Origin of the sequence: Mammaliicoccus sp. JADD-157 (assembly GCF_049310805.1) — a bacterium.
Taxonomy (GTDB): Bacteria; Bacillota; Bacilli; order Staphylococcales; family Staphylococcaceae; genus Mammaliicoccus; species Mammaliicoccus lentus.
Genome location: NZ_JBMOVZ010000004.1, coordinates 1 through 25,389 on the forward strand (window position 1 = coordinate 1; position 25,389 = coordinate 25,389).

19 protein-coding genes and 1 pseudogene are annotated in these 25,389 nt (G+C 34.6%); 7 read left to right on the forward strand and 13 right to left on the reverse strand.

The genetic code is table 11. The annotated features are described in order from the left end of the window. Positions 1-3,094: pseudogene (locus ACO6VN_RS11590) on the reverse strand (hypothetical protein); the annotation flags it as partial. 656 nt (positions 3,095-3,750) lie between these two features. Here ACO6VN_RS11590 and isaB point away from each other — a divergent pair. After that, a complete protein-coding gene (isaB, locus tag ACO6VN_RS11595) occupies positions 3,751-4,335 on the forward strand; it encodes an immunodominant staphylococcal antigen IsaB family protein (RefSeq protein ID WP_422404706.1) in 585 nt (194 codons plus the stop codon). Between the two features lie 153 nt (positions 4,336-4,488). Here isaB and ACO6VN_RS11600 read toward each other — a convergent pair whose 3' ends face one another. Together ACO6VN_RS11600 and ahlS are read right to left on the reverse strand one after the other, a co-directional pair. Beyond that, positions 4,489-5,622 (reverse strand): zinc-dependent alcohol dehydrogenase family protein, encoded by a 1,134-nt coding sequence (locus ACO6VN_RS11600; protein WP_422404707.1) that lies wholly within the window; start codon positions 5,620-5,622, stop codon positions 4,489-4,491. Positions 5,623-5,637: 15 nt separating this feature from the next. Then, entirely contained in the window at positions 5,638-6,486 is an 849-nt protein-coding gene (gene ahlS / locus ACO6VN_RS11605; RefSeq protein WP_194200280.1) for an AhlS family quorum-quenching N-acyl homoserine lactonase, read from the reverse strand. A gap of 189 nt (positions 6,487-6,675) precedes the next feature. Here ahlS and bla point away from each other — a divergent pair, with 189 nt between their 5' ends. Together bla and ACO6VN_RS11615 are read left to right on the forward strand one after the other, a co-directional pair. Then, positions 6,676-7,527, forward strand: a complete 852-nt coding sequence (bla, locus tag ACO6VN_RS11610) for a BlaZ-like penicillin-hydrolyzing class A beta-lactamase (RefSeq protein ID WP_422404708.1) — start codon at positions 6,676-6,678, stop codon at positions 7,525-7,527. A 168-nt stretch (positions 7,528-7,695) separates the two neighbouring features. After that, positions 7,696-8,175, forward strand: a complete 480-nt coding sequence (locus tag ACO6VN_RS11615; RefSeq protein WP_422404709.1) for a nucleoside deaminase — start codon at positions 7,696-7,698, stop codon at positions 8,173-8,175. Between the two features lie 451 nt (positions 8,176-8,626). Here ACO6VN_RS11615 and sbnI read toward each other — a convergent pair whose 3' ends face one another. From sbnI to sbnA, 9 genes are read right to left on the reverse strand one after another with little or no spacing between them, the layout of a single operon-like run. Continuing rightward, entirely contained in the window at positions 8,627-9,391 is a 765-nt protein-coding gene (sbnI, locus tag ACO6VN_RS11620; protein WP_194200276.1) for a bifunctional transcriptional regulator/O-phospho-L-serine synthase SbnI, read from the reverse strand. Positions 9,392-9,394: 3 nt separating this feature from the next. Then, positions 9,395-10,597, reverse strand: a complete 1,203-nt coding sequence (gene sbnH, locus ACO6VN_RS11625) for a staphyloferrin B biosynthesis decarboxylase SbnH (protein ID WP_422404710.1) — start codon at positions 10,595-10,597, stop codon at positions 9,395-9,397. Then, on the reverse strand, positions 10,597-11,373 hold the full coding sequence (locus tag ACO6VN_RS11630) for an HpcH/HpaI aldolase family protein (protein ID WP_194200580.1): 777 nt from the start codon (positions 11,371-11,373) through the stop codon (positions 10,597-10,599). The genes sbnH and ACO6VN_RS11630 overlap by 1 nt, the downstream gene beginning before the upstream one ends. Beyond that, positions 11,348-13,195 (reverse strand): staphyloferrin B biosynthesis protein SbnF, encoded by a 1,848-nt coding sequence (sbnF, locus tag ACO6VN_RS11635; protein WP_194200579.1) that lies wholly within the window; start codon positions 13,193-13,195, stop codon positions 11,348-11,350. Before sbnF ends, ACO6VN_RS11630 begins: the two co-directional genes overlap by 26 nt. Continuing rightward, positions 13,119-14,843, reverse strand: a complete 1,725-nt coding sequence (locus ACO6VN_RS11640) for an IucA/IucC family protein (protein ID WP_194200274.1) — start codon at positions 14,841-14,843, stop codon at positions 13,119-13,121. The genes sbnF and ACO6VN_RS11640 overlap by 77 nt, the downstream gene beginning before the upstream one ends. Beyond that, on the reverse strand, positions 14,833-16,089 hold the full coding sequence (sbnD, locus tag ACO6VN_RS11645) for a staphyloferrin B export MFS transporter (RefSeq protein WP_194200273.1): 1,257 nt from the start codon (positions 16,087-16,089) through the stop codon (positions 14,833-14,835). Before sbnD ends, ACO6VN_RS11640 begins: the two co-directional genes overlap by 11 nt. Continuing rightward, positions 16,082-17,836, reverse strand: coding sequence for a staphyloferrin B biosynthesis protein SbnC (gene sbnC, locus ACO6VN_RS11650; protein ID WP_194200272.1), 1,755 nt, complete (start codon positions 17,834-17,836; stop codon positions 16,082-16,084). The genes sbnD and sbnC overlap by 8 nt, the downstream gene beginning before the upstream one ends. 20 nt (positions 17,837-17,856) lie before the next feature. Then, positions 17,857-18,867: an N-[(2S)-2-amino-2-carboxyethyl]-L-glutamate dehydrogenase SbnB gene (sbnB, locus tag ACO6VN_RS11655; protein ID WP_194200271.1), complete on the reverse strand. Its 1,011-nt coding sequence runs from the start codon at positions 18,865-18,867 to the stop codon at positions 17,857-17,859. Further along, entirely contained in the window at positions 18,864-19,844 is a 981-nt protein-coding gene (gene sbnA, locus ACO6VN_RS11660) for a 2,3-diaminopropionate biosynthesis protein SbnA (RefSeq protein WP_194200270.1), read from the reverse strand. Before sbnA ends, sbnB begins: the two co-directional genes overlap by 4 nt. Positions 19,845-20,070: 226 nt before the next feature. On the opposite strand from sbnA, the gene ACO6VN_RS11665 reads away from it, so the two are divergent. The 4 genes from ACO6VN_RS11665 to ACO6VN_RS11680 all read left to right on the forward strand — a co-directional run bounded on the left by ACO6VN_RS11665 (position 20,071) and on the right by ACO6VN_RS11680 (position 24,488). Beyond that, a complete protein-coding gene (locus ACO6VN_RS11665; RefSeq protein WP_422404711.1) occupies positions 20,071-21,063 on the forward strand; it encodes an ABC transporter substrate-binding protein in 993 nt (330 codons plus the stop codon). Positions 21,064-21,078: 15 nt separating this feature from the next. Beyond that, complete coding sequence (locus ACO6VN_RS11670) at positions 21,079-22,074, forward strand: FecCD family ABC transporter permease (RefSeq protein ID WP_194200268.1); 996 nt, start codon at positions 21,079-21,081, stop codon at positions 22,072-22,074. Beyond that, positions 22,071-23,069: a FecCD family ABC transporter permease gene (locus ACO6VN_RS11675; protein WP_422404712.1), complete on the forward strand. Its 999-nt coding sequence runs from the start codon at positions 22,071-22,073 to the stop codon at positions 23,067-23,069. The genes ACO6VN_RS11670 and ACO6VN_RS11675 overlap by 4 nt, the downstream gene beginning before the upstream one ends. A gap of 438 nt (positions 23,070-23,507) precedes the next feature. Next, positions 23,508-24,488 carry a tRNA dihydrouridine synthase gene (locus ACO6VN_RS11680; protein WP_422404713.1) on the forward strand — a complete coding sequence of 327 codons (981 nt, stop codon included), beginning with the start codon at positions 23,508-23,510 and terminating at the stop codon, positions 24,486-24,488. Positions 24,489-24,663: 175 nt separating this feature from the next. Here ACO6VN_RS11680 and ACO6VN_RS11685 read toward each other — a convergent pair whose 3' ends face one another. Continuing rightward, positions 24,664-25,281 (reverse strand): GntR family transcriptional regulator, encoded by a 618-nt coding sequence (locus ACO6VN_RS11685; protein ID WP_325889477.1) that lies wholly within the window; start codon positions 25,279-25,281, stop codon positions 24,664-24,666. Positions 25,282-25,389: the final 108 nt, after the last annotated feature.

A 25,389-nucleotide genomic window follows, 5' to 3' on the forward strand; every position in this document is an offset into this window, starting at 1 on the left:
ATGATTCCGACTCGCTTAACGATTCGCTTTCACTCAATGACTCTGACTCGCTTAACGACTCACTTGTACTGATCGATTCCGATTCACTTAACGATTCGCTTTCACTCAATGATTCTGATTCACTTAACGACTCACTCGCGCTCAATGATTCTGATTCACTTAATGATTCGCTCGTGCTCAATGACTCTGACTCGCTTAACGACTCACTTGTACTGATCGATTCCGACTCACTTAGAGATTCACTTGTACTGATCGATTCCGACTCACTTAGAGATTCACTTGTACTTAATGATTCTGACTCGCTTAATGATTCACTTTCACTCAATGACTCTGACTCACTTAGAGATTCACTTTGTGATTCGCTGGCACTCAATGACTCTGACTCACTTAATGACTCGCTTGTACTTAATGATTCGCTCTCACTCAATGACTCCGACTCGCTTAATGACTCGCTTTCGCTCAATGACTCCGACTCACTTAACGACTCACTTGTACTCATTGACTCCGACTCACTTAACGATTCACTTGTACTCATTGACTCCGACTCACTCAACGATTCTGACTCGCTTAACGATTCGCTCTCGCTCAATGATTCTGACTCACTTAGTGATTCACTTTGTGATTCGCTTAATGATTCACTTGCACTCAATGATTCTGACTCGCTTAATGACTCACTTGTACTCAATGACTCTGACTCGCTTAATGACTCACTTGTACTCAATGACTCTGACTCGCTTAATGACTCACTTGTACTCAATGACTCTGACTCACTTAATGACTCGCTTAGAGATTCACTTGTACTTAATGATTCTGATTCGCTTAATGACTCACTTGTACTTAATGATTCTGACTCGCTTAACGATTCACTCGCGCTCAATGATTCTGACTCACTTAGTGATTCACTTGTACTTAATGATTCTGATTCACTTAACGACTCACTTGTACTGATCGATTCCGATTCACTTTGTGATTCGCTGGCACTCAATGACTCCGACTCACTTAATGATTCGCTCGTGCTCAATGACTCTGACTCGCTTAATGACTCACTTAATGACTCACTTTCACTCAATGATTCCGACTCGCTTAGAGATTCACTCGCGCTCAATGACTCCGACTCACTTAGAGATTCACTTGTACTTAATGATTCACTTGTACTTAATGATTCTGACTCACTTAATGATTCGCTCGCACTTAATGACTCTGACTCACTTAATGATTCTGACTCGCTTAGAGATTCACTCGCGCTCAATGACTCCGACTCACTTAGAGATTCACTTGTACTTAATGATTCACTCACGCTCAATGACTCTGATTCACTTAATGACTCACTTAATGATTCGCTCTCGCTCAATGACTCTGACTCACTTAATGACTCGCTTTCGCTCAACGACTCTGATTCACTTAACGACTCACTTTCACTTAATGATTCCGACTCACTTAATGACTCGCTTGTACTTAATGATTCTGACTCGCTTAATGATTCACTCGCGCTCAATGACTCCGACTCGCTTAATGATTCACTCGCGCTCAATGACTCTGACTCACTTAGAGATTCACTTGTACTTAATGATTCTGACTCACTTAATGACTCGCTTGCACTCAACGATTCTGACTCGCTTAACGATTCTGATTCGCTTAATGATTCACTTGCACTCAACGATTCCGACTCACTTAAAGACTCGCTCGCGCTAATCGATTCGGACTCACTAATCGATTCTGAATCATCTTCATTTTCTATAATTATAGATGCATCATTACCATTATTTGCAAGAATATCAAGATTTAATAAACCGCTACCTACAGCTGATGTAAACTTATATTCTTGCCTTCCTGGTTGGTCAGATCCAGGTAACATACCATTTTCAGTTAATTGATTTAAATCAATCACTAAATTATATGTAACTCTACTACCAACACCTAAATTTACTAAATTTCGAACTGATCCATAAACTAAACCTGTATTAGGATCAATATTTAAGTCGCTACCCTTCACAGTTCCGGTGTTTCTAATTATTCCGCCTACGCCTGGTAAATCATAATCTATTTTAATAGCATTTCTAAAATCAGGATTTGACATTAAATCACGAATTTGTGGAGGCAATTGGAATGTTGGATACATATTTCCTACACCTAAACTAACTAAAGGTCTTCCCTCTAATTTTAGGTTTAAATTACCATTATTATGATTCGCGGTTAGTTCCATATTATCTAAAAGTGTAACATCTGCAACAGCAGCGGTTGCTATATTATCTTCTCTAACCTGACTATTTTCATTTGTTCTTCGTGGAAGTGTCGCTTTTTTATCTGTTTCTTTTTCTGCATCTTTTTCTTCCTCAGCCGGTGTTTCTGAATCTTCTGGTTCTTTTTCACCTTCTGTTGGTGTTTCTGATTCTGAGTCTTCTGGTTCTTTTTCATCTTCTGTTGGTGCTTCTGATTCTGAGTCTTCTGGTTCTTTTTCACCTTCTGTTGGTGTTTCTGACTCTGAATCTTCTGGTTCTTTTTCACCTTCTACTGGTGTTTCTGACTCTGAATCTTCTGGTTCTTTTTCACCTTCTGTTGGTGTTTCTGACTCTGAATCTTCTGGATCTTTTTCACCTTCTACTGGTGTTTCTGACTCTGAATCTTCTGGTTCTTTTTCACCTTCTACTGGTGCTTCTGATTCTGAGTCTTCTGGTTCTTTTTCACCTTCTACTGGTGTTTCTGACTCTGAGTCTTCTGTATCTTTTTCACCTTCTACTGGTGTTTCTGATTCTGAGTCTTCTGTATCTTTTTCACCTTCTGCTGGTGTTTCTGGCTCTTCTTGCACTACTTCTTCTAAGCCTGTTTCACCTTCTGCTGGTGTTTCTGTTTCTGGTACTACTTCTTCTGTATCTTTCACATTTTCAGTCTCTTGTTGAGTAGATTCAACCGTATCTTTTTCATCTTCTATTGGCTTTTCTGTAGCATTTTGTAAAGGTTTCCTAATATCACCTGTATTTTCACTTGATGCGACGGGCCCAAAATTACCTTCATTATTCTGTTTCTCGTCAGCCGCTGCAACATTCCCGCTTGTTGCAAAAATAGTAAGACCAATTAATACTGATCCAACTCCAACCCCAAACTTCCTTATAGAAAACCTTTGTCTTTCTCTCACTGCATAAACTCCCCCTCTAAGATTAGTTGTATTTACATATTACATTGTACTCTAACAAATTACAATTGTTATTTATGAATTTTTTATTTTTTTGGAATATTCATATTTATTTTATAAAACTTTATTTACTGTCAAAAATAAAAAATCTATTTTTAAATAATTTTCACATACAAAATCATATTCATTCAATGGGTTAGTCATCTCATTTTACAAAATTTTAATATACTAAAATAATAAACCAAGTACTCTTCATGCTAATTGAAGAAAACAAAGAATTTTCTAATTAAATAGGTTTACACAAATGGTAAATATAATTTTAATAGGTAAATTAATTATGTTTAAGCTTGTATTACCTATTTTATACACACAATTCTTATAGATATATTTGCAATTATGTGTATTTGATGTACAATAAAAGTGAATAATTACACTTGTTAATAGCGAATGATAGAGGAGTGGTATTCCCACCTAGCAACTTAAATTGAAAGGGCATTGCATGTGTTTGAACTGGAAAAACGACAAATAAGTAAAGATAGTACTTGTTCAAGGATTTATGCATTTGAATGTTGACTAAGCAGTTATGGTCAAAGGTACTCAAAATTAAGGAGTGGTTTATTATGCGTAAAGTAGGAAAGTTACTTTCAGCATCTGTCGTTGTATCAACACTTGTCGTAGGTTCTTCAGCAGCATTTATAACGACAAGTGGTCCAGAAGCTCAAGCAGCAGAGCAAGTTCAAAAATGGGGGCATGGTGAAGGAGCAGCAAGCGGTGCAAGTACACAAGGCGCTTCAGAAGAAATGGCACAAACACCTTGGTATAACTATTACGGTTATACAACATATGATCCTTCGTTTACACAAGATTATAATTTTGTACGTGCATTGAAATATGACAATGTTTCAATTGATAACTATAAAGTAGATCCAAAAGCTTATAAAAATTATGACCATAGTATAAAAGTTTATGATACAACTGTAGATTTTAACGATGATAATGAAGTTATTAAAATTAGCTTTAATACTAAACCAAATACGGTATCTAAAGAAACTTTCAAAAAAGCACATGCTTCTAATGATATGGGAGGAGAAGGTGATTCAGGTATCGGAGATGGTACAATGGTATATTATAATACTAATGATGGTTCATATAAGGCTTTCTTTGATGAAAATGATTACTTAACTAAAATAATCATTGGTCAATAGAATGAAATAACAACTATAGGACGTCGTAATCTTAAAAATGTAGATGACAAAATAGTAAGCACATCACTCTACTGATGAAATTCAGTACACAAAGTGATGTGCTTATTTGATATTATAAATTTGGTTAATGATGATTATTTTAAACTACTATAGTTATGATTCTGTCATTTTAATAATAATTCTACCTGCATCGCCATTTGCTAATTGATCAAAGCCTTTATTTATCTCATTAAGTGAAATGACATCACTGATTAATGGATCAACGTTAAGCCGATTACTTTGATACAAACTAACAAATCTAGGTATATCACGATCAGGAACACAACTGCCAACATATGAACCTTTAATCGTTCTTTCTTCAGCTGCTAAAGTTACTTGAGGAATTGATAATTCTGCTTTAGGATCAGGTAAACCTGTTGTAACTGTTGTTCCACCTCGTTTTGTTATTGCATATGCTACTTGCATTGCTGGCACTACACCTGCTGTTTCAAATACATATTCAGCTCCTCCTGTAATATATTGCTTAACTTCTTCTATTACATTTTCATCGCCTGAATTATATACTGCCGTTGCACCTAATTTTTTAGCTATTTCAAATTTATCTTCATTTATATCTAATGCAATAATTTCATTTGCACCGGCCAGTTTTGCACCAATAATAGCATTTAATCCTATTCCTCCAAGTCCTACTACAGCGACATTACTACCTGGTCTAATCTGCGCTGTATTTATAACGGCTCCTATACCTGTAATAACAGCACAACCAAACACAGCTGCACGTTCATATGGAATATCTGGATCAATTTTTACTATAGAATTTTCTGATACAACAGCATATTCAGAGAATCCAGAAACGCCTAAATGATGATGGATAACATCATTCTCTTTAGATAAACGAAATCCACCTTCTAACATTTCACCTTTTTCATTTGAAGCAGCACCTTTTTCACATAATGCCGGTCGCCCTTCACGACAAGGTATACACTTTCCACAGCTTGGAATAAATGTACAAACAACATGGTCTCCAACTTCAAAATCGGTAACATTTTCACCTAGTTCTATAATCTCTCCTGCCGCTTCATGTCCTAACGCCATAGGCATTGGTCGCGGTCGACTTCCGTTAATCACCGATAAATCAGAATGACATAAACCTGCTGCATGAATTTTAATTAATACTTCATTTTTGTTAGGATTATCAAGGTTTAACGTTTCTATCTTTAAAGGTTCAGCTTTTTCATAAGGACCTTCTACACCCATTTCATATAATACTGCTGCTTTTGTCTTCATTTATATACACACCCTTTATTCATAATAACCATCAGTAGACTTTCTAAAAGTCTCAAATTGATTACCGTCATGACCAAACCAGATTTCTGCGTTTTTTTCTTTTGCGAGTCGCTTAATATATTCAACTGAGTTTGCCCAACCAATGGAATCATAAATAATACCAGGTGGCTGCAATTTAGGTTCCATACTTTCTCGTGTGTAAATAGCATCAGAAGCTAAGATTAACGTGCCTAGCTCTTCCGTTTCAATTTCAAGACCAATCATTCCCCATGCATGGCCACTACCAAAATTCAGTACCTTCACGCCATCTACAAGGTTCAAGTGGTCTTGATCACGTGAAATTGTGTGCCAAGTTAAATCACTTTTAATCCAAGCATCAATATCACTCCAAATATATGCACCTTCTTGTTGGTTACGTGCATAGCACTTCATCGCACCACTGAATTCATCATCATGAACAATAACAGTTGCGTTTGTAAAGTATTCTAAACAACCAGCATGATCTAGATGTAAATGTGAAGCAACTACTATATCTACATCTTTAGGGTCAACGCCTAACTGTTCTAGCCTATTAGGTAAATGACACGAGTCATCTGAAAAATACGGAAAAGCTTTCTGTGTCGCATTAATCCAACGACCCTCTTCACCCATTGAATTAGGATTACAAGCAGTATCAAATAAAATTTTAGCATCCGGATGGTCTATAAAAACTGTATAAATCGGAAATTCATGTAATTCATTTTCTTTATTAGGATTGTCGAGCGTGGCTTGGTTTGAATTAGCTATCATTAGATTTTTGTCCATTTGCATGCGTCCATTATCCAAAACATAGATTTTCATACATTCTTTTTTTATATTTACCAATACAATCAACCCCTTTAATTATATGTTACTCCCCATTGTAAACCCTTTCACTTTTGGTGTAAAATTATACCTATCGAATTATATTGTTTCTATATTTTGTATAATTATTTGATTTTTGTTATTCATTCAACATGTTATAATGTTATTATTTTCACGAAGATTACATTTTTAATATAAAGGGGTATAAAAATGAAAAAATTAATAATATTAAGCGTATTAGTATTGGTATTAAGTGCTTGTAATAATAAAGATTCAAATAATAGTGCAATAGATAAAATTGAGAAAAAATATGATGCAAATGTAGGTATGTATGCTCTTAATACTCAAAACGGTAAAGAATTATCATTTAATGAAGATAAACGCTTTGCTTACGCTTCTACATTAAAAGCTGTAAGTAGTGCCATGTTACTTGAAAAAGTACCTTCTAATAAATTAGATAAAAAAATTCACATAAGTAAGGACGATATTGTTACATATTCACCTGTGTTAGAAAAATATGTCGACAAAGAGATAACTTTAAAGAAACTAATAGAAGCTAACATGTTATATAGTGATAATACTGCTAATAATAAAGTTATTGACGAGCTAGGTGGTTATAAAGAAGTTAAAAAAAGATTAGTAGACCTAGGTGATACATTGACGTATCCATCAAGAAAAGAACCCGATTTGAATTTATATACACCAAAAGACAAACGAGATACAACCACTCCCTTAGCCTTTGGTAAAACATTGAATAAACTTATAATCGATGGCAATCTTAGTAAATCAAATAAAGATTTCTTAATGAACCTAATGTTAAAAAATAAAAGTGGAGATACGTTAATTAAGGATGGTGCACCATCCGACTTTAAAGTTATGGATAAAAGCGGTCAGGCAGTCACGTATGGTTCAAGAAATGATGTTGCTTTTATTTATCCAAAAGGACAAGATAAACCTATAATATTAGTTATATTCACTAATAAAAATAATAAAGACGCTAAACCTAACGATAAAATAGTAAGTGAAGTAGCTGAAGAAGTTTTGAAAAATATTAGTGAATAATTTGAGACCTTAGTAGACGGCATAATAGAAAGCATGAGTAGATTAATAGTTTAATTGTCATTAATATTAATTTTTTAAATAATTAATAGATTATCAACATACTATTCATTTGTAATGTTTTGTATTTTTTATTAATGTTAGGTCTATAACAACTAAGGAGGCAATTTAATGGTTAGCGAATCTGATTTTACTTTTTTAGAAAGGTGTGTCGAGTTAGCGGAACAGGCGTTGAATAAGGGAGATGAACCTTTTGGATCTATTATAGTGAGTTCTGAAGGTGACATTTTATTTGAAGATCATAATCGTGTTAGTGGCGGTGATCATACAAGACATCCTGAATTTGAAATAGCGAGATGGGCTGCAAATCATTTATCTCCTGAAGAACGCAAGTTAGCAACTGTTTATACTTCTGGGGAACACTGCCCGATGTGTGCGGCTGCACATGGTTGGGTAGGTCTTGGTAGAATCGTTTATGCAAGTTCTTCAGAACAATTAGGTAAGTGGTTGAGTGACATGGGAGTACCACAATCACCAGTAAAGAGTCTACCTATTCAACAAATTATAGAAAATGCTGATGTCGATGGCCCTGTTGATGAATTAGCAGAAAAAGTACATGCATTACATTTAAAGTTGCACGAAATAAATTAATATAATCTTAAATAATCCCCCCTCAATATTCGAAAGATATTGAGGGGGGTTTTATGTCCAAAAGTTATAAAGAATTCATTTAATCACCCATTGTCGGAACATTCAAGTCACGATGATAACTTTCTGCTTATATCTGGTATATTTCTATGCATCTTGTTATAGAAATGTGGTTCATGAATCTCCATTCTTCTAGTAATGGAACGGCTTGTAATAAAACATCTATTCATACTAATGCTTTTTCTTAAATTAATCTCATAGCATACTCTATATTAATTTTAAAATTTACACTTTGTTATTACTATAATTTATTTAAATAATTTTTATATGTAAAGCAAAAAATAGAAGAACTTCTAAACAAATTAATGCTAGAAGTTCTCTTTACTATATTATCTTATTCAAATGATGATATCATTTCTACAATATTATACTATTTTCTTAATTCTACATAAAATTACTGTTCTACAAGGTATACTTTCTCTGTATAACATCTCATGCTAGCAAATTTTTCTACTAAAAATTGTTTCCATTGCTGTATTTGTTTAGCGTCATCATCTTCTTTCAATAGCTCCAATGGTACTTGGAGGTTAAGACAACGCCCGGAAATGTTAAAGCGTGTGACACCTGCTGGTACGGTTTCCCCTTTACGGACAACTGCTTCAATATCTTTATAGCTTAATGGTTGATATTTCATAAGAACATCTTGTTGAGTAAGATGAGGACATGTTCCTTGTGCAATTCTCTCAATCGAAAAACAGTCACTATAACTCGCCACAACTCTTTCCCAAACATGAAAGGGAGATCCCCCTAAATCTTTAGTATACAAGTATTGCTCTACATCACCATGACACATTGTAATAAAAGGTGCTTCTTGTCTTGTCTCAGTAGTCCAAGGTAACTGATGTTCTTGTTGTATTTTTTTCCACCATAAACCAAATGGCACTTTATGTTGCCATGTACTAATCGAATACTGTGTATCCTGTATCTCTTGAATTGGAATCATCTTGCATCCTAGTTCTTTCAAACTTGTGTAACGATGCACACCATCAATTACCATATAACGTCCATGTTGCATCGGTGTAACTAAAATCGGATGACGTATAAAACCATCAACTTCAATGCTGCTTTTTGTCTTTTCCAATCTTAATGGTTCAAAAGTTTCATGAAGATCAATTTGATCTACAGCTGCAAGTTTTAAATGCTTATGAATTTGATTCAATCGTTATTCATCCTCCTTTGTTTGCTTTAAATAGATAAATTCAGGATGCGGGTGGCTTAAGAAATCATGATGTGAAATCGACCATCCGTATGCACCAGCGTATTTAAAAATAATAACGTCACCAGTACTTAAATGGTCAATATGCACATCTTTAGCAAAGACATCTTTAGGCGTACATAATTGTCCAACTAACGTTATATCTTGTTGTGATATTGAAATTTTCTTAAAAGGATAAGGATTTTCCGGATGCTGGTAAATCTCAAATGGATGATTATGTTGCCAAGATACTGGCAATCTAAATTGTTGGGTCCCACCTCTTAAAATTGCATACCAAGCATTGTGTACTTTTTTAACATCTAATACTTCCGTAACATAATAACCGATATGTGCCATTATAAATCGGCCACATTCCAAGTTCAAAGTAACGTCTTCCATTTGATGATCTATAATTAATTGATTAAAACTTTGTACAAAAGTATTCCACTCGAATTGCTTTGTTAAATCTGCATAGTTGACGCCAATACCTCCACCTATATTAATATGTTTGAGTGGAAAATGATGCTTCTTAGACCATGCTTTAGCCTTATTAAAATAGAGCTTTATGACGTTAAGATGTAATTCTGCATCTAAATTATTTGAAATTGAATGAAAATGAAAGCCATCAAGTTGAATAGATGGCATAGCCAACGTTTCTTTAATAACTTCATCCACTTCATTTTCAGAAATACCGAATTGTGTAGGTCGCCCGGCCATATGCAACGTAGCATTAGGAAATGGTCCCGCTAAGTTCACGCGTAATAAGATATGTTGGGTCTTCTGTTCTTCCTTTAAAATGACATTTAAACGTTGTAATTCATAAAGGCTCTCAACATGAATACGTTGGACATGTTCATTAACAGCGTACCTAAGCTCTTCATCTGTCTTACCAGGGCCACCAAAGATAATATGATTTGCGGGTTTAAAATCAAGACCTTTTGTCATTTCGCCTTGAGATGCCACTTCAAATCCTTCAACACATTGACTAATCGTTTCAAGAATTTCGCGCTCACTATTCGCTTTCATTGCATAATACATTTGGCAATTATCAGGTAAGGAAGAAGTTATATGTTTTAAATGTTTTTCGAGTTCAATTAAATCATAAATATAATGACAAACCGGTTGATGTTGTAATTTTAATTGTTCAATTACTGGTTGAACAACACACATTAACCCTCAACTCCTTTCTGCTTAGACTTAGTTAAAGTCGTTGCAAAGTGACGATATATTTTGCCACGATCATCTCCCAATATAAACGTTTGTACACCTTGTGCACGCCACTGTGGAATATCATCATCCTCTCGAGGTAATGCGCAAAAATGTTTGTTATTTGCCTTTGCAACTTCAAATACATGTTGTACATGAGAGGTCACCTTATCACTACGTGTTTGCCATGGTATTCCAAGAGATTGTGATAAGTCAGCTGCACCTTCAACAACCATATCTAGACCATCAACTTGCGCAATATCTTCTATAGCCATAACTCCTTCAATGTCTTCAATCATGGCGATGATCATAATATGTTCATTAGCTATTTCCATAGCGTCAAGTAGCGGTGTTTTTCCAAATTTCGCCATACGACCTCCATTTAAACTTCTTAAGCCACAGGGATAATAACGACTCAATTTTACAATTTTCTCAACTGTATCTCTATTTTTGACATGAGGAACGATAATACCTCTTGCACCCATATCTAGCACTTTGATAATATCTCGCTCTATCACAGATGTTATTCTCACAATTGGAACAATGTGTGCTGCTTCTGCTGCACGAATCAAATGTGCCAGTGTTTCATCATTAATTGCAACGTGTTCTGTATCAATCACAATAAAATCATAACCACTAGCAGCTATTATTTCTATCATCAGTGGATCTGGAATAGAATTAAACAACCCATATACCGTTTCACCATTATTTATCCTATATTTCAGAGAGAGTTGTTGCATCATTTGTACCTCCTATCCCTAAAGGATTCGTCACATGATGTATTCTTAATTCTGAATCATTTAATAATCGACGTGTCGTTAATTTTTCAACTTGAATCGTTGGTTCAAATAAATCGAAATAGCGATAATTATTAAGCTCAGGAAATGTCGCTTGATATGCGATAATTATTTCTCTGACCCATCGCCACTGTTCTTCTTCATCGATATGATAATGACTTTCGATAAATAATATAATTTCAGCAATATTAATAAAGAAAAAGGCATCGTGTAAAAAGTCTCTCACTAAACGTTCATCATCAGTTTCTATAAATGAATTACTATTCACTTTTTTGTGTGCTTCGGGCATCGGTTTCAGTGTTAATTGTGAAGCTGTTTTACTGAGATGCTCACGTTTAAAACGCACACCATCATGAAAATCTTTCAAAGCAATACGTGTTGGCCACCCTTTCTCATGGATTAACATCATATTTTGAGCATGTGATTCAAATGAAACGCCGTGATAATACAGCATATGAATCATCGGGCGAATTGCCACGGTTAAAAATTGCTTCGTCCAAGCTTTAGCGCCATATTGCTTAATCCACGAGTCAATTAATGGTTTTCTATCTATATTACTCGCATATAGTGCATTGAATGGTATCGCCTCTTCACCATCAGCTAACTTGTGGTAAATATTTTCACGCCATATTACACCTAGCGCACCATAAATTGATGTCTGCTTTGTTTCTGAAAGTTGCGCATTTAAATAAGACTGCCCTAAGACTTCTCCTAGAAAAACAGTTTGTAATGTATCGTTCAAATAAGTATCTTGTTGTTGAATGTGCTTTAACCAGTCAGTAATTTGTGCAGCATTTGCGATAGTATGAGGTGCTAACACACGCTTAGTAGATGTGTTAGTTATACTTATTGGTACTTTTAAATAATATTTATTCGTGTCTATAGGTGACATAGTACGAATTGATTGCTGTGGATGATAATTTTCATCACTTTCGCCTAACCACAGAATGGTTCCATTAAGCCATTCCTCTGCTAATTCAACTTGAATGACGTGTTCAAATTGCCAAGGATGTACTGGAATAATCGCTACCTCATCCATCTTTCTACCATGTTGAGTTAACTGATTTTCAAAAGCTTGATACATGTCATCGCCAACTTGTTGACGCAACACATCTTTGACTATTATATTCTGAGAAACAGTTATCTCAACCTTGTCTTTATCAATAGCTAACCACTGTAATTTAACTTCTGGTACAAACTCAGGTCCATACTTCAAATTGTCCTTTAAGGTAAAACCTAATCTCGATTTATAACTTGGATGGTATAGATGTCCTTCCATTGCATAGGATTCAAATTCATTAAATGTTGTTGGCTTTAACGGTTTATTTTCTTGTCTATATTGTAAGCTTTGCGTGTCTTTCAATTCAGTTTGTAATAATTCAATGATAAAACTTTCCAATTTTTCATGGTCTTTAGGGAATGTAAACATAACCTCCCTTAATAATCTCGCATAATCTGTTGTGGGATGCGACTCGTCTTCTGTAGCTCGTACTATAGGTGACGTGATACGGAATCGACCAAAACTAAGTGCTTTCTCAGCTGTAAAATAATATGAGACATGATTACCTTTTATCTTAAAATGATGTATACCTTCCTTGTAATCATCACAATACATTACTATGTTTTCGTAAATAAGCGATGATACAAGTTGGCTCATCACTCTTGTTTTGACAAGTTCTGTAATTGTCTTATTCACAGTATGGTACCTCCTTGTTGTGAGCAATTGGATTTGGTATATGTGTATAAATAGGGTTCTCACCACAATCGTTCAATTTACTCATTAAATTAGCTTTAGCATCAATCGTAGGTGATTGACATAAATCTTCAACACATTCTAAGAATACTGTGTTATCAGTATATTGTTTCTTCCATACTGCTAATCGTTTTGCTACGATTTGCCATAACTCAGCTTCATTTCTTGTCGCTTTACCTATCGTTGACACTAAATGGCCTAAATGGTTTACAACGACATAATATTTGAGTCTATGCCAAGCTTCATCGTGTGAATATACGACAGGACTTGATAATGGTACAACTTGAGGTATAAGTTGTTTTTCAGTTGCTATTGTTTTAGATAAACAAATGCCTTCTAAATCCCTGATATAACATACTTGAGGTTTGCTATCTTTTAATTCAATCAATGTATTTTGTACATGAGCTTCTAAACTGATACCCGTTTTACTAAACATCTTTAATATCGGCAGTAATGTGCGGTCTAAATAACATTCTAGCCATGCTTGTGGTGTCAAATCACTATGTTCAATTACGGTGGATAATTTTGATATAGGTGTTTCAGGCATCGTTTCAAAAAGAGATGCTAAAACATAGATATCTTTATTTGCATGGTAATTCTCTATACCTTCGCGTACAATCATAGCGCTGTTAGTAAGTAAATCCATATCTGACGATACAGGTTGTGTTAATGAATGAGGTATCAGTGCCCGGTAACCTTCTTCACTCATCAGTTTAAAATGTGGTGTTTCAATATCTTCTTTAATTGCCGTAATGACTTGAGCTGCATCTATTGTTCGTTCTATCTGCTCGAAATCATTTGTACGTATAAAATTAGTGATTTTTACATGAATAGGCAATTTCAAATAAACATTTAACGTTTTAGAAAATACTGTTCTTACTGAAGAAGTTGGATACACATACTCACCTGATATCCCTAAATCTTTAATTAAACCTTGCTCATTATACTGAATGAATTGTGGATGACACTTTAAAATCCCTATTTGATATGGGTGGATGGGTAATAAAATAAAATCTTTTGGCAACTCTGATTTATCAATACTAGCTAAACGATGCAGTATTTCAACTACATCATCTTTCTTTCTATCAACATAACGTGTTGACGATATATCTTGATGGATGGCTAAATAATGTAATTGAAATGATGTGTGACATTCAGGTGCATATCGTTCTAAGTCTTTTTCTGAAAATCCTGTTGCACTTTTAGGGGTCGGATGAAAAGGATGACCTAAATATAATGATTGTTCTGAAATAATATAGCGATCTTCCTTATAATCTTCTTCACAATACGCTAAATAACGTGCCGTACGATCAATGCTATTTTCAATATCAGACATAATTTGCGTCAAACGTTGTTGCACCTTCTTGTTATTGTCAACATCTTGCGTTATTTGGTGCAAAATAAACACAATTGCTTCTTTATAAGAAATCAGCTTTTCACTTTCTCCAGTAACTAACCAAATAGATGGAGCAAACATATGGTGCCCCATTGCTGACCAGTAATTAAATGTACCTGTCAAAGTTTCGCCTGTTGTTAACTTGATCGACCATTGATTATCTTGAGGCGCAACTTGATATAAGTTTTTTTCTCTAAAATATCCATTCAAAATACGTTCTATTGCAGCATAAGCTGCGTGATTGCATAATTCTTCATTTTGCACTTTTTTGTTTCAACTCCCATAATTTCATTAATGTTTGATCGTTGATTTGATTAGTGATTGTTGAACAAATTAAAAATAAACTACTTACTGCAAAAACGACGCCCATAACTACAAAAGTCGTGGTCGGGTTAGTATAACTTGTAATAGCAGCACCACTAAGACTGCCAACAATTTGACCAATAACCAACATACTATTCGTAGTTCCAACAAATGTACCTTTGAGTTGTTGATGACAAGCATTAACAACAACAAACATAACACTTTGTATCAGAGCACTATAAGTTAATCCCTGCAATATTCTTGCTGCTATTAATAATTCTATATTTGTTGCCAAACCTTGCAATATAACACTACAGCCACAGATAATTGTTGCGACAATATAAACCGTCTTTACATATGCTTTATCATTAAAACGCCCCCATATAGGTGCACTTAAAATAGAAGCTGTCCAAAACGCAGTCTGTAAAAAACCGACGACACTACGATTATCTATAGCTGTATGATTCACAGATGATGCAAGTGGTGAAAGTGCTGTTAACATACCATACATTGCAAAGTTTGCTAATACCCCAACAATAATGAATCGACATGTTTTTTGGGTACATAGTAAGCATTGAAATGTACGACGAATCCCTTTATTTATGCCAACCTTTTGAGATTTAGGTACTTGAGATGTTTCAATTAGCCTAAATGCCACAAAGACACATAAAATAAAAGTCATTATCGCGATACCCATCAACAAAATGCTAAATCCTAAAAGCGAAGCAGTAACGCCTCCAATAAGCGGCCCTACAAGGGAACCCGCGCTGACCGAACTCTGTAATCTCCCTAACACCTTTCCTCGCTCTTCAGCTGGCGCTTCAGCACTAGCAAAAGCACTTGAAGCATCAACTACACCACCAAACAAACCTTGCAATAATCTTACAAGTACAAACTGTAATGGTGTTGTACATAACGCCATTAAAAACAAACAAATAACTAAGCCAAATAGTGCTCGCAGAATCATCCACTTTCTGCTCACTTTGTCACCTAACTTTCCCCATAAAGGTGAAACTAACATCGTCGTTACCGCTGGAGCAGCTATAGCAATACCACTCCACAATTGAACTTCTACAACGGATAGTTTTTGAAGAGATGACATATATATAGGTAGTAATGGTACTAATACCGTTAGTCCAGCAATTGTCATAAACTGGCTCAACCATAAAATACGAAAATTACTACGCCATATTGATTGTTTAGTCATGTGTCACCAACGGATTAGGTACGGTTGCTAAGTCTGAAGGCATACTACCTCCACCACCATTTCGTTGATACAATAATGGTAGTAAGATTTGTTTAAATGGCCATGTTTTTTTATCAAATAAAATATGTCTTACAGTTAATTGATCAGTTGTAATCCAAGAAATATTAGCTACTTCTTCCTGTAATATTTGTTTCAATATAGCCATCAGTTCATGTTCATTAACACTAAATATATCTTGAAGTGCATCAATGATTGCATATAAGTTCACGGAGACGGCAAGTGTTTGGAAATAAGCAAAGAACGTTTCCAAATCTTCATTAATTAACGTATTTGGCGTGTCTTCTCTTACGACATACGCTGGCAAAGTTAACTGATGTGCTTTTAACCATGGTCTGTATATTCTAATCGTGTCATGATCGCGTAATACTAATTTAGTAATGTTCCCTTGTTCAAATGACAACAACACATTTTGTCCATGTAGTTCAGGTAGTGCACCGTATCTCATAAATGACAGTGTCACTTTTAAAAAGACTTGTGCTATATCTTTAAATAAAGCGATTACATCAGTTTTTGAAATACCTTCTTTATCAAAAATCATTTGATATAATGTACGATCGTTTGCAGCAAGCGCCGCCATTGATATGAGTTGTTGCGAATTGTTTGTAGATAATGCGTCTGGATATTTTCTTAATTGCACAGTTAAATGTCCTAACTGGTCTTTAAAAATATCTTTATCTTTAGCCATGTATGACCACCAAGACGTTTCATCGCATACATCAACATATCTTGCTAATACTTGATCTTTTGAAATTAACTTACGTAACAAGCGCTCTGCCTGTTCACCATTTTTCATATACCGTGTAGGTGTCAGCCTCAGCGCCCCTAATGATTGCATTGCAAATGGTACTTTAACATGATGGTATGGCGACACAATATCTATTAAAGAACGCATACTCGACGAAGACAAATACGTGCCAAATTGAAGTGGTAACAATACAACAATATTTTGTTCTATTTCTTTAGCAAAAACACTTGGTAAGATATTTTTGTATTGCCAAGGGTGTACTGGAAATAATACATAATCATCCGTTGATAAACCTTGCTTACTTAACATATCTGCTGCTTGTGTGCTTATTGGAGCAGTCAGTTTCTTCAATTCATCATCTTCCGCTTCAGACCCTTGTATGATATGTGTCTTTTTTACAGCTGCAACCATTAATGGAAAGGACGGGTTTAATTCTGCTTGATAAGCTTCATAATCTGCCTCAGAAAGTCCTCTTTTTTCTTTTGCTAAAGGATGAAAAGGACGGTCTTTAAGACTTGCGAACTGTTCAGACATAATAAAGGGATGTTCTACCAAATCTAATTTTGATAACTGTTTAGCAAGTTGTGATGTTGCCGTAACTAAACCTTCTTTAAAACGTTCCACTTCCCATTCCTGACTTAAATCACGATTCATGTTGACGAATGTTTGCCATAGCATAGGTGCAGTTAAAGGCTCGTTAAACTCACTTCCTATTATTGTAATAGGTTCTGTTGCTTGATAACGAAACATATTTAAAGCACTAAAATAAACTGGTATCTTTATTTGTTGGTTGTCCGCTTTATATATCAATATGGCTTGTCCATTTTCTTTAGTGACTTTACTGTTTGATACAATGCCGGCAATATCTTCAAATAAAAGTGCGTCACACAAATTTTTTAATATGATGGCCTCTGCTGTAGTGATTACTTTATGATTATGCAATGTTCAGACACCTCGCATTCTTAATATAGGCTAAGGATTGTACCAATATTTTGTTGTTGTGCTTGTTGATAAATAAAGTAAGCACTCGCAATATCTTCAATAGCCATCCCCATAGGATTCAATAATATAATTTCATCATCATTCTCACGACCATTTATCTCGCCGGTTACCAGCTGTCCTAATTCTGCATGTAATGCTTCTTTACTAAATTGTCCTTCAAGCACTAGTTGATTTATTGTTTTCTTCTCACGATTACATTGCGACCAATCATCTACAACTACTTTGTCTGCTTTAACAAAGACTTCTTTGTGTACATCCATAATCGAAATATTGCTTATAAATGCACCTTTTTGTAGCCAATCATATTCTATATAAGGTTGATCTGTAACTGTACATGTAATTACCACTTCACCTTGTGACACCGCTTCTTTCGCAGTTTGAGTTGCAATAAAATTGATATCTTTTCGTTGATTTTGCCATCTATCAACAAAACGTTCACACGCTTCTTGGAATTGATCATAAACAAAAACACGTTCAATATGATCGAATTGTTCTAACATACTTTGTAATTGTTTATCTCCAATTAAACCGCATCCGATAATCGTTAACTCTTTAAATACTTTTTTGGCCAAGTGTTTAGCAGCAATTACTGATACAGCTGCCGTACGCATACTACTAATCAAGCTCGCTTCCATAACGGCAATTGGATAATTGGTTTCTGGATCATTTAAAATAATGACGCCACTTGCACGTTCCATGTTGCGTTTTGATGGATTATCATGTTTGCTACCAATCCACTTAATACCTGAGATTGCATTTTCACCACCGATGTGACTTGGCATTGCAATAATACGATCTGCAATATGACCATTCTCAGGGTCTTGTCTTAAATATGGTTTTAGAGGTTGTACAAAATCATTCTGGGCATGTGCTGTTAATGCCTCTGTTAATGCATCCACATATACCTGTGAGTGGTTACCTCCTGCTTGTTCAATATCCGATCTATTTAAATACAACATCTCACTATTCATTCCGCATGAACTCCTCGTCTTGATTTAATTTTTTCTAACCATGTATCTGAATACACTAAGTCTAAATAACGATCGCCTCGGTCTGGTAATATTGTCACAATCGTTGCATCTTCCTCTATAGTGGTAATCAATTGTTCTATAGCTGAAATTATTGAACCTGTAGAACCACCAGCAAAAATACCTTCATGATTAACCAATTTACGACATCCTAATGCGGATTGGTAATCATCAACATGGATAACTTTATTAATTTCTGGTCTATTTAAAATTTCTGGCACACGACTAGCCCCTATACCAGGTAACTCTCTATTCGTAGGTATGTCATCAAATATGACAGAGCCTTTCGCATCAACAGCAACAATTTGTGCCTGTGGATGTACTTCTTTAATTTTTCTACTCATTCCCATAATGCTACCTGTAGTACTAACCGGTGCTACAAAATAATCTATAGGTTGTTTAATCGTTTCTACAATTTCTGTTCCTGCACCATGATAATGTGCTTGCCAGTTTAAATCATTTGCATATTGATTAATCCAATATGCATCCTCGATAGAAGCTAACAACTCTTGTACCTTAGCAATACGTGTCATCAAATAACCACCATGCTCGTCAGGTTCTTCTACCATTTCGACATTGGCACCATAACTTTCTATAATTTTTAAATTCGTTGGCGATATTTTAGGGTCAACTACACATGTAAGTTTCAAACCTTTAATCTTAGCTATCATTGCCAACGCAATACCTAAATTACCAGAGGTACTCTCAATCAAATGTGTGTTCTCAGTAATGATCCCAGTTTTAATACCATGCTCTATGATATATTTAGCTGGCCGATCTTTCATACTGCCACCCGGATTCATATACTCCAATTTTGCAAAAACTTGATGCTTCGGAAAAAGTTGATGAAGTTTAACTATGGGCGTTTGTCCTACAGAATCTAATAATGAATCTTGACATGCTTGATTTTGTTCAATCAAAAACGTTCCTCCTCAAATTTAAAATTCTAGAAATATTGTGCATTCCTTAATTGATATTGATAATCAATATCAATTAAGATTATATTTTTTATGCTTTTATATGTCAAACATTTACATATTGCTTGCAAATTATAAATATTTTATTGACTTAAATAAAAATATAATACATACTAATCGTGATAATGATTCTCATTATCATACATCGCGAAGGAGGCTAAATTAATAAATGAATAAAGTAATTAAATCGCTCGTTGTTACACTTGCTTTTCTACTTGTTTTAGCAGGATGTAGTGGGAATCCAAATAATCAGTCATCTGATAGCAAGGACAAGGAAGCTACAACTATAAAGCATGCAATGGGGACAACAGAAATTAAAGGGAAACCGAAACGTGTTGTCACGTTATATCAAGGTGCCACCGATGTCGCTGTATCTTTAGGAGTTAGACCTGTAGGTGCTGTTGAATCTTGGACACAAAAACCGAAATTCGATTACATAAAAAAAGACTTGAAAGATACTAAAATTGTAGGTCAAGAACCTGCGCCAAACTTAGAAGAAATCTCTAAATTAAAACCTGATTTAATCATTGCTTCAAAAGTTAGAAATGAAAAAGTTTACGATCAGTTATCTAAAATTGCGCCAACAATTTCAAGTGATACAGTATTTAAATTTAAAGATACAACGAAATTAATGGGGAAAGCGTTAGGGAAAGAAAAAGAAGCAGATGATTTACTCAAAAAGTATGATGATAAAGTAGCAACTTTCCAAAAAGACGCTAAAGCAAAATATAAAGATGCATGGCCAATGACAGCATCAGTTGTTAACTTCCGTGCGGATCATACTAGAATTTACGCTGGTGGCTATGCTGGAGAAATCTTAAATGATTTAGGCTTTAAGCGTAATAAAAATCTACAAAATCAAGTAAATAATGGAAAAGATATTATTCAACTTACATCTAAAGAAAGCATTTCATTAATGAATGCCGATCACATCTTTGTGGTAAAATCTGATCCTAAAGCTAAAGATGCTTCTTTAGTTAAAAAAACTGAGAGCGAATGGACATCTAGCAAAGAGTGGGAAAACTTAGACGCAGTTAAACATAACCAAGTATCTGATGATTTAGATGAAGTCACTTGGAACTTAGCAGGTGGTTATCAATCTTCATTAAAACTAATCGATGATTTATACGAAAAATTAAACATTGAAAAACAATCAAAATAATTAAGGAGTTTTACTATGCTACTTAAACCGAAATACCAAATCATAGTTGCTGGTTTATGTCTTGTTATAGTAGCTATCTTAAGTTTGATGATTGGAAATACGCTTGTATCACCCGTTACGGTGCTACAAGCGTTATTCAACTTTGATAGTGAAAACGATTTACATAGCGTCGTCACTGGTACACGTGCTTCCAGAACAATCATTGCCTTGTTGACTGGGTCAGCACTTGCTATGTCGGGGTTATTGATGCAAGCACTTACACGTAATCCAATAGCATCTCCTGGACTTTTCGGTGTCAATGCGGGAGCAGTATTTTTTGTTGTCATTAGCATTACATTAATCCAGATTCAATCTTTTAAAATGATAGTTGTTATTGCATTTTTAGGTGCCATAATCGTGACCATCTTAGTAGTAGTAATTGGCATGTTTAGACAGACCTTATTCTCACCCCAGCGCGTTATTTTAGCGGGAGCAGCGATTGCTATGCTATTTACATCTTTTACACAAGGGATACTAATAATGAATGAAACAGATTTACAAGGCCTATTATTCTGGTTAAGTGGATCAGTTTCATTACGTAATATATGGGATGTACCATGGATTATTTTTCTCATTATATTTCTTATTTTAATCGCGTTTAGTATGGCAGGACATATAAATATACTGATGACAAGCGATGAAATAGCGAGCGGCCTCGGACAAAATATTAAACTCATTAAATGGCTAATCATTATGTTAATTAGTATGCTGGCAGGGATATCTGTTGCAGTTGCTGGTTCAATTGTTTTTGTTGGGCTTATAGTTCCTAACGTCAGCAAACGATTGTTACCACCGAACTATAAATATCTTATTCCTTTTACAGCATTAGCAGGTGCAATTTTAATGATACTTTCAGATATAATTGCACGTATCATTATCAGACCACTAGAACTACCTATTGGTGTCGTGACCGCAGTGGTAGGTGCAGCTGTACTGATTTACATTATGAAGAAAGGAAGACAGCGCTTATGACCGAAAAGATTAATAAAAAAGACACATTTCACCTTATCATCGCGTTAATCTTTCTAGTCGCTATTTCTATTGTGAGCTTGATGATTGGCTCAAGTTTTATATCATTACAACGCATTTTGGTGTACTTTGTAAATCCTTCTGAAAGTATTGATCAATTCACTTTAGAAGTGCTACGTATACCTCGGATTACACTAGCCATCTTAGCTGGTGGCGCATTAGGTATGAGTGGCTTAATGTTACAAAATGTATTAAAGAACCCCATTGCCTCACCTGATATTATGGGTATTACGGGTGGCGCTAGTTTAAGTGCTGTTTTCTTCATCGCTTTTCTTAGTCATTTAACGATACAATTACTACCACTTTTTGCAGTTTTAGGTGGTACAATGGCGATGGTTATACTGTTACTATTTCAAAATAAAGGTCAGATAAAATCTACTACGTTAATCATTATTGGTATATCTATGCAAACACTCTTTATAGCACTCGTTCAAGGATTGCTTATTACAACGAAACAATTATCCGCAGCAAAAGCTTATACTTGGTTAGTCGGTAGTCTTTATGGCGCAACTTTTACAGATACAGTTATTTTAGGCAGTGTAATGATTGCTGTCATACCATTAATACTATTGGTTATTCCAAAAATGAAAATTTCTATCTTAGACGACCCTATAGCAATTGGACTAGGATTGCATGTCCAACGCATGAAACTAATACAGTTGGTTACATCTACGATACTCGTATCTATAGCGATTAGTTTAGTAGGTAACATCAGTTTTGTTGGTTTAATTGCACCTCATATTGCTAAATCAATTATAAGAGGCAGCTATGCTAAAAAGTTAGTCATGTCTGCCGTTATTGGTGCCATTTCAATCGTTATTGCCGATTTAATCGGACGTACTCTATTCTTACCAAAAGAGGTCCCAGCAGGTATATTTATAGCGGCGTTCGGAGCACCTTTCTTTATATACTTATTATTAACCGCAAAAAAATTATAGATGTTTCAAAAAAACAAAGAATCTTACAACTATTTAATACTAAACAAACGTGATTAAGTTTAGCGCTCTACTATTGCTTATTGGTAATGACACGTTTTTTTAATCACTCATTATAAATTTATAGCAAGTTTTCTTCTCAAATATAGTATATAAAATAGGCTACTTATCTCTATTAAAATCTAAGAAATGAGTAGCCTAAATAATTGTATTTTCTAATTTATTTTTTTCAATTTAAAATGTTATCTTCTAATTTAAATGCTTTATCCCCATTTTCCTTTAACAATTCAACTGCTTCCAAATAAGTTAAATACAAATTATCTCTACAATATGCTAGTAGTTGTGACTGGTCAATATCCTTTTGTGTAAGTTGAAAATTTATGGTAATATCATCATGGATAAAAGACGAGATATTAATAGAAAAGAAGGTTTAAATATATTATGAAAGAAAATTTTTGGAGTGAATTACCACGTCCATTTTTTATTTTGGCACCTATGGAAGACGTAACAGATATCGTCTTTCGTCATGTTGTTAGTGAAGCAGCTAGACCAGATGTATTTTTCACTGAATTTACGAATACTGATAGCTTTTGTCACCCTGAAGGTATAGACAGTGTTCGCGGACGCTTAACATTTAGTGAAGATGAACAGCCTATAGTTGCTCATATATGGGGAGATAAGCCAGAGCATTTCCGAGAAATGAGTATCGGTATGGCAGAGATGGGCTTTAAAGGTATTGATTTAAATATGGGTTGCCCCGTAGCCAATGTTGCAAAAAAAGGTAAAGGTTCTGGATTGATTCTTCGACCTGAAACCGCGGCTGAAATTATTCAAGCATCTAAAGCAGGTGGTCTACCGGTAAGTGTAAAAACCCGCCTCGGATATTATGAAATAGATGAGTGGAAAGATTGGTTAAAACACGTCTTCGAACAAGACATTGCAAACTTATCTATCCATCTCCGTACTCGTAAAGAGATGAGTAATGTAGATGCACACTGGGAATTAATCGAAGCAGTCAAAAATTTGCGTGATGAAATCGCACCAAATACATTGCTAACTATTAACGGTGATATTCCAGACAGAAAAACAGGGCTTGAACTTGCAACAAAATATGGCATTGATGGTGTAATGATCGGTAGAGGCATTTTTCATAATCCCTTTGCTTTTGAAAAAGAACCACGCGAACATACGAGTAAAGAACTGTTGGACTTGTTAAGATTACATCTAACATTGTTCGACAAATATTCTCAAAATGAAAATCGACAATTCAAAAGTTTACGCAGATTCTTTAAAATTTACGTACGAGGGATTAGAGGTGCAAGCGAACTACGACATCAATTGATGAGTACACAATCGACAGACGAAGTTCGTGCATTGCTCGATGAGTTTGAAGCGAAAATAGAGGAAGATATAGAATCTTAAGGCAGCTATGAGCAAGAATCAGATTTTAACCCTACAATTATAAATTTTATCGCAGATATGTATATAGCCCCTGTTAACAATTTTGTTAACAGGGGCTATATTATTAATTATGGGTCTAATTATTTATGGATTAGTTGATCCTTCAAATGATTATAATACTTGTTATTTTTTTTCATTATTTATTTGTATTATTAATTAAATAATACAAACTGAATTCTAAATCTTTTTTTAGGTGTTCTTCTAGTAATTGAACCGCTTGTTTATCATCATGATTAATCATTGCTTCTACAATGGCTTTATGTTCTTCAATCAGACCAGGTCTTCTCTTATCAATGACTGTTTTACTAAATAAATAAATATAACTTTTCAATTTTTGATAAGTGTCTATGATGAACTGATTATTAGTTGCTTTCATAATTTTTTGATGAAATAAGTCATTTGTTTCAATAATTATTTCTTCATCTTCTTGATTAATATCAATGTCAGTGTAACTTTTTAATTCTGCTAAATCTTCTTTCGTATAAACAATACATGCTTTACTTAACGCATGTGTTTCTAACAAAATTCTCATTTCAAATATATCCCTATATTCTTCACTTGTTGGAACAAAAACATAACCATCTTTAATAAAATATTCGATTTCTAACTGCTTAATAGCCTCTCTAATAGGTGTTCTACTCACATTATATTTTTTGGCTAATTTAGCTTCTGTCAATTTTTCATTTTGTTTTAATTCACCTGAAATAATGTCATTTCTAATTTTTTGATATACCGTCAAACCGTTGTGTATCAATAGCCTCAGCTCCTTGTCTATATACTACTATAAATTTTTCAACATTAAAATGTATACATTTAATCAAATTTGGTATACAATCGAACGTAATCGCTTACATTGGAGGAA

What these genes read in the sequence shown, in the direction of transcription:
- ACO6VN_RS11670 (WP_194200268.1), top strand. Translation starts at nt 21,079, where the DNA reads ATGCTACTTAAACCGAAATACCAAATCATAGTTGCTGGTTTATGTCTT.
- isaB (WP_422404706.1), top strand. Translation starts at nt 3,751, where the DNA reads ATGCGTAAAGTAGGAAAGTTACTTTCAGCATCTGTCGTTGTATCAACA.
- ACO6VN_RS11665 (WP_422404711.1), top strand. Translation starts at nt 20,071, where the DNA reads ATGAATAAAGTAATTAAATCGCTCGTTGTTACACTTGCTTTTCTACTT.
- ACO6VN_RS11615 (WP_422404709.1), top strand. Translation starts at nt 7,696, where the DNA reads ATGGTTAGCGAATCTGATTTTACTTTTTTAGAAAGGTGTGTCGAGTTA.
- sbnD (WP_194200273.1), bottom strand. Translation starts at nt 16,089, where the DNA reads ATGACTAAACAATCAATATGGCGTAGTAATTTTCGTATTTTATGGTTG.
- ACO6VN_RS11680 (WP_422404713.1), top strand. Translation starts at nt 23,508, where the DNA reads ATGAAAGAAAATTTTTGGAGTGAATTACCACGTCCATTTTTTATTTTG.
- ACO6VN_RS11630 (WP_194200580.1), bottom strand. Translation starts at nt 11,373, where the DNA reads ATGCAACAACTCTCTCTGAAATATAGGATAAATAATGGTGAAACGGTA.
- sbnH (WP_422404710.1), bottom strand. Translation starts at nt 10,597, where the DNA reads ATGTGTGTTGTTCAACCAGTAATTGAACAATTAAAATTACAACATCAA.
- ACO6VN_RS11600 (WP_422404707.1), bottom strand. Translation starts at nt 5,622, where the DNA reads ATGAAGACAAAAGCAGCAGTATTATATGAAATGGGTGTAGAAGGTCCT.
- bla (WP_422404708.1), top strand. Translation starts at nt 6,676, where the DNA reads ATGAAAAAATTAATAATATTAAGCGTATTAGTATTGGTATTAAGTGCT.
- ACO6VN_RS11675 (WP_422404712.1), top strand. Translation starts at nt 22,071, where the DNA reads ATGACCGAAAAGATTAATAAAAAAGACACATTTCACCTTATCATCGCG.
- sbnB (WP_194200271.1), bottom strand. Translation starts at nt 18,867, where the DNA reads ATGAATAGTGAGATGTTGTATTTAAATAGATCGGATATTGAACAAGCA.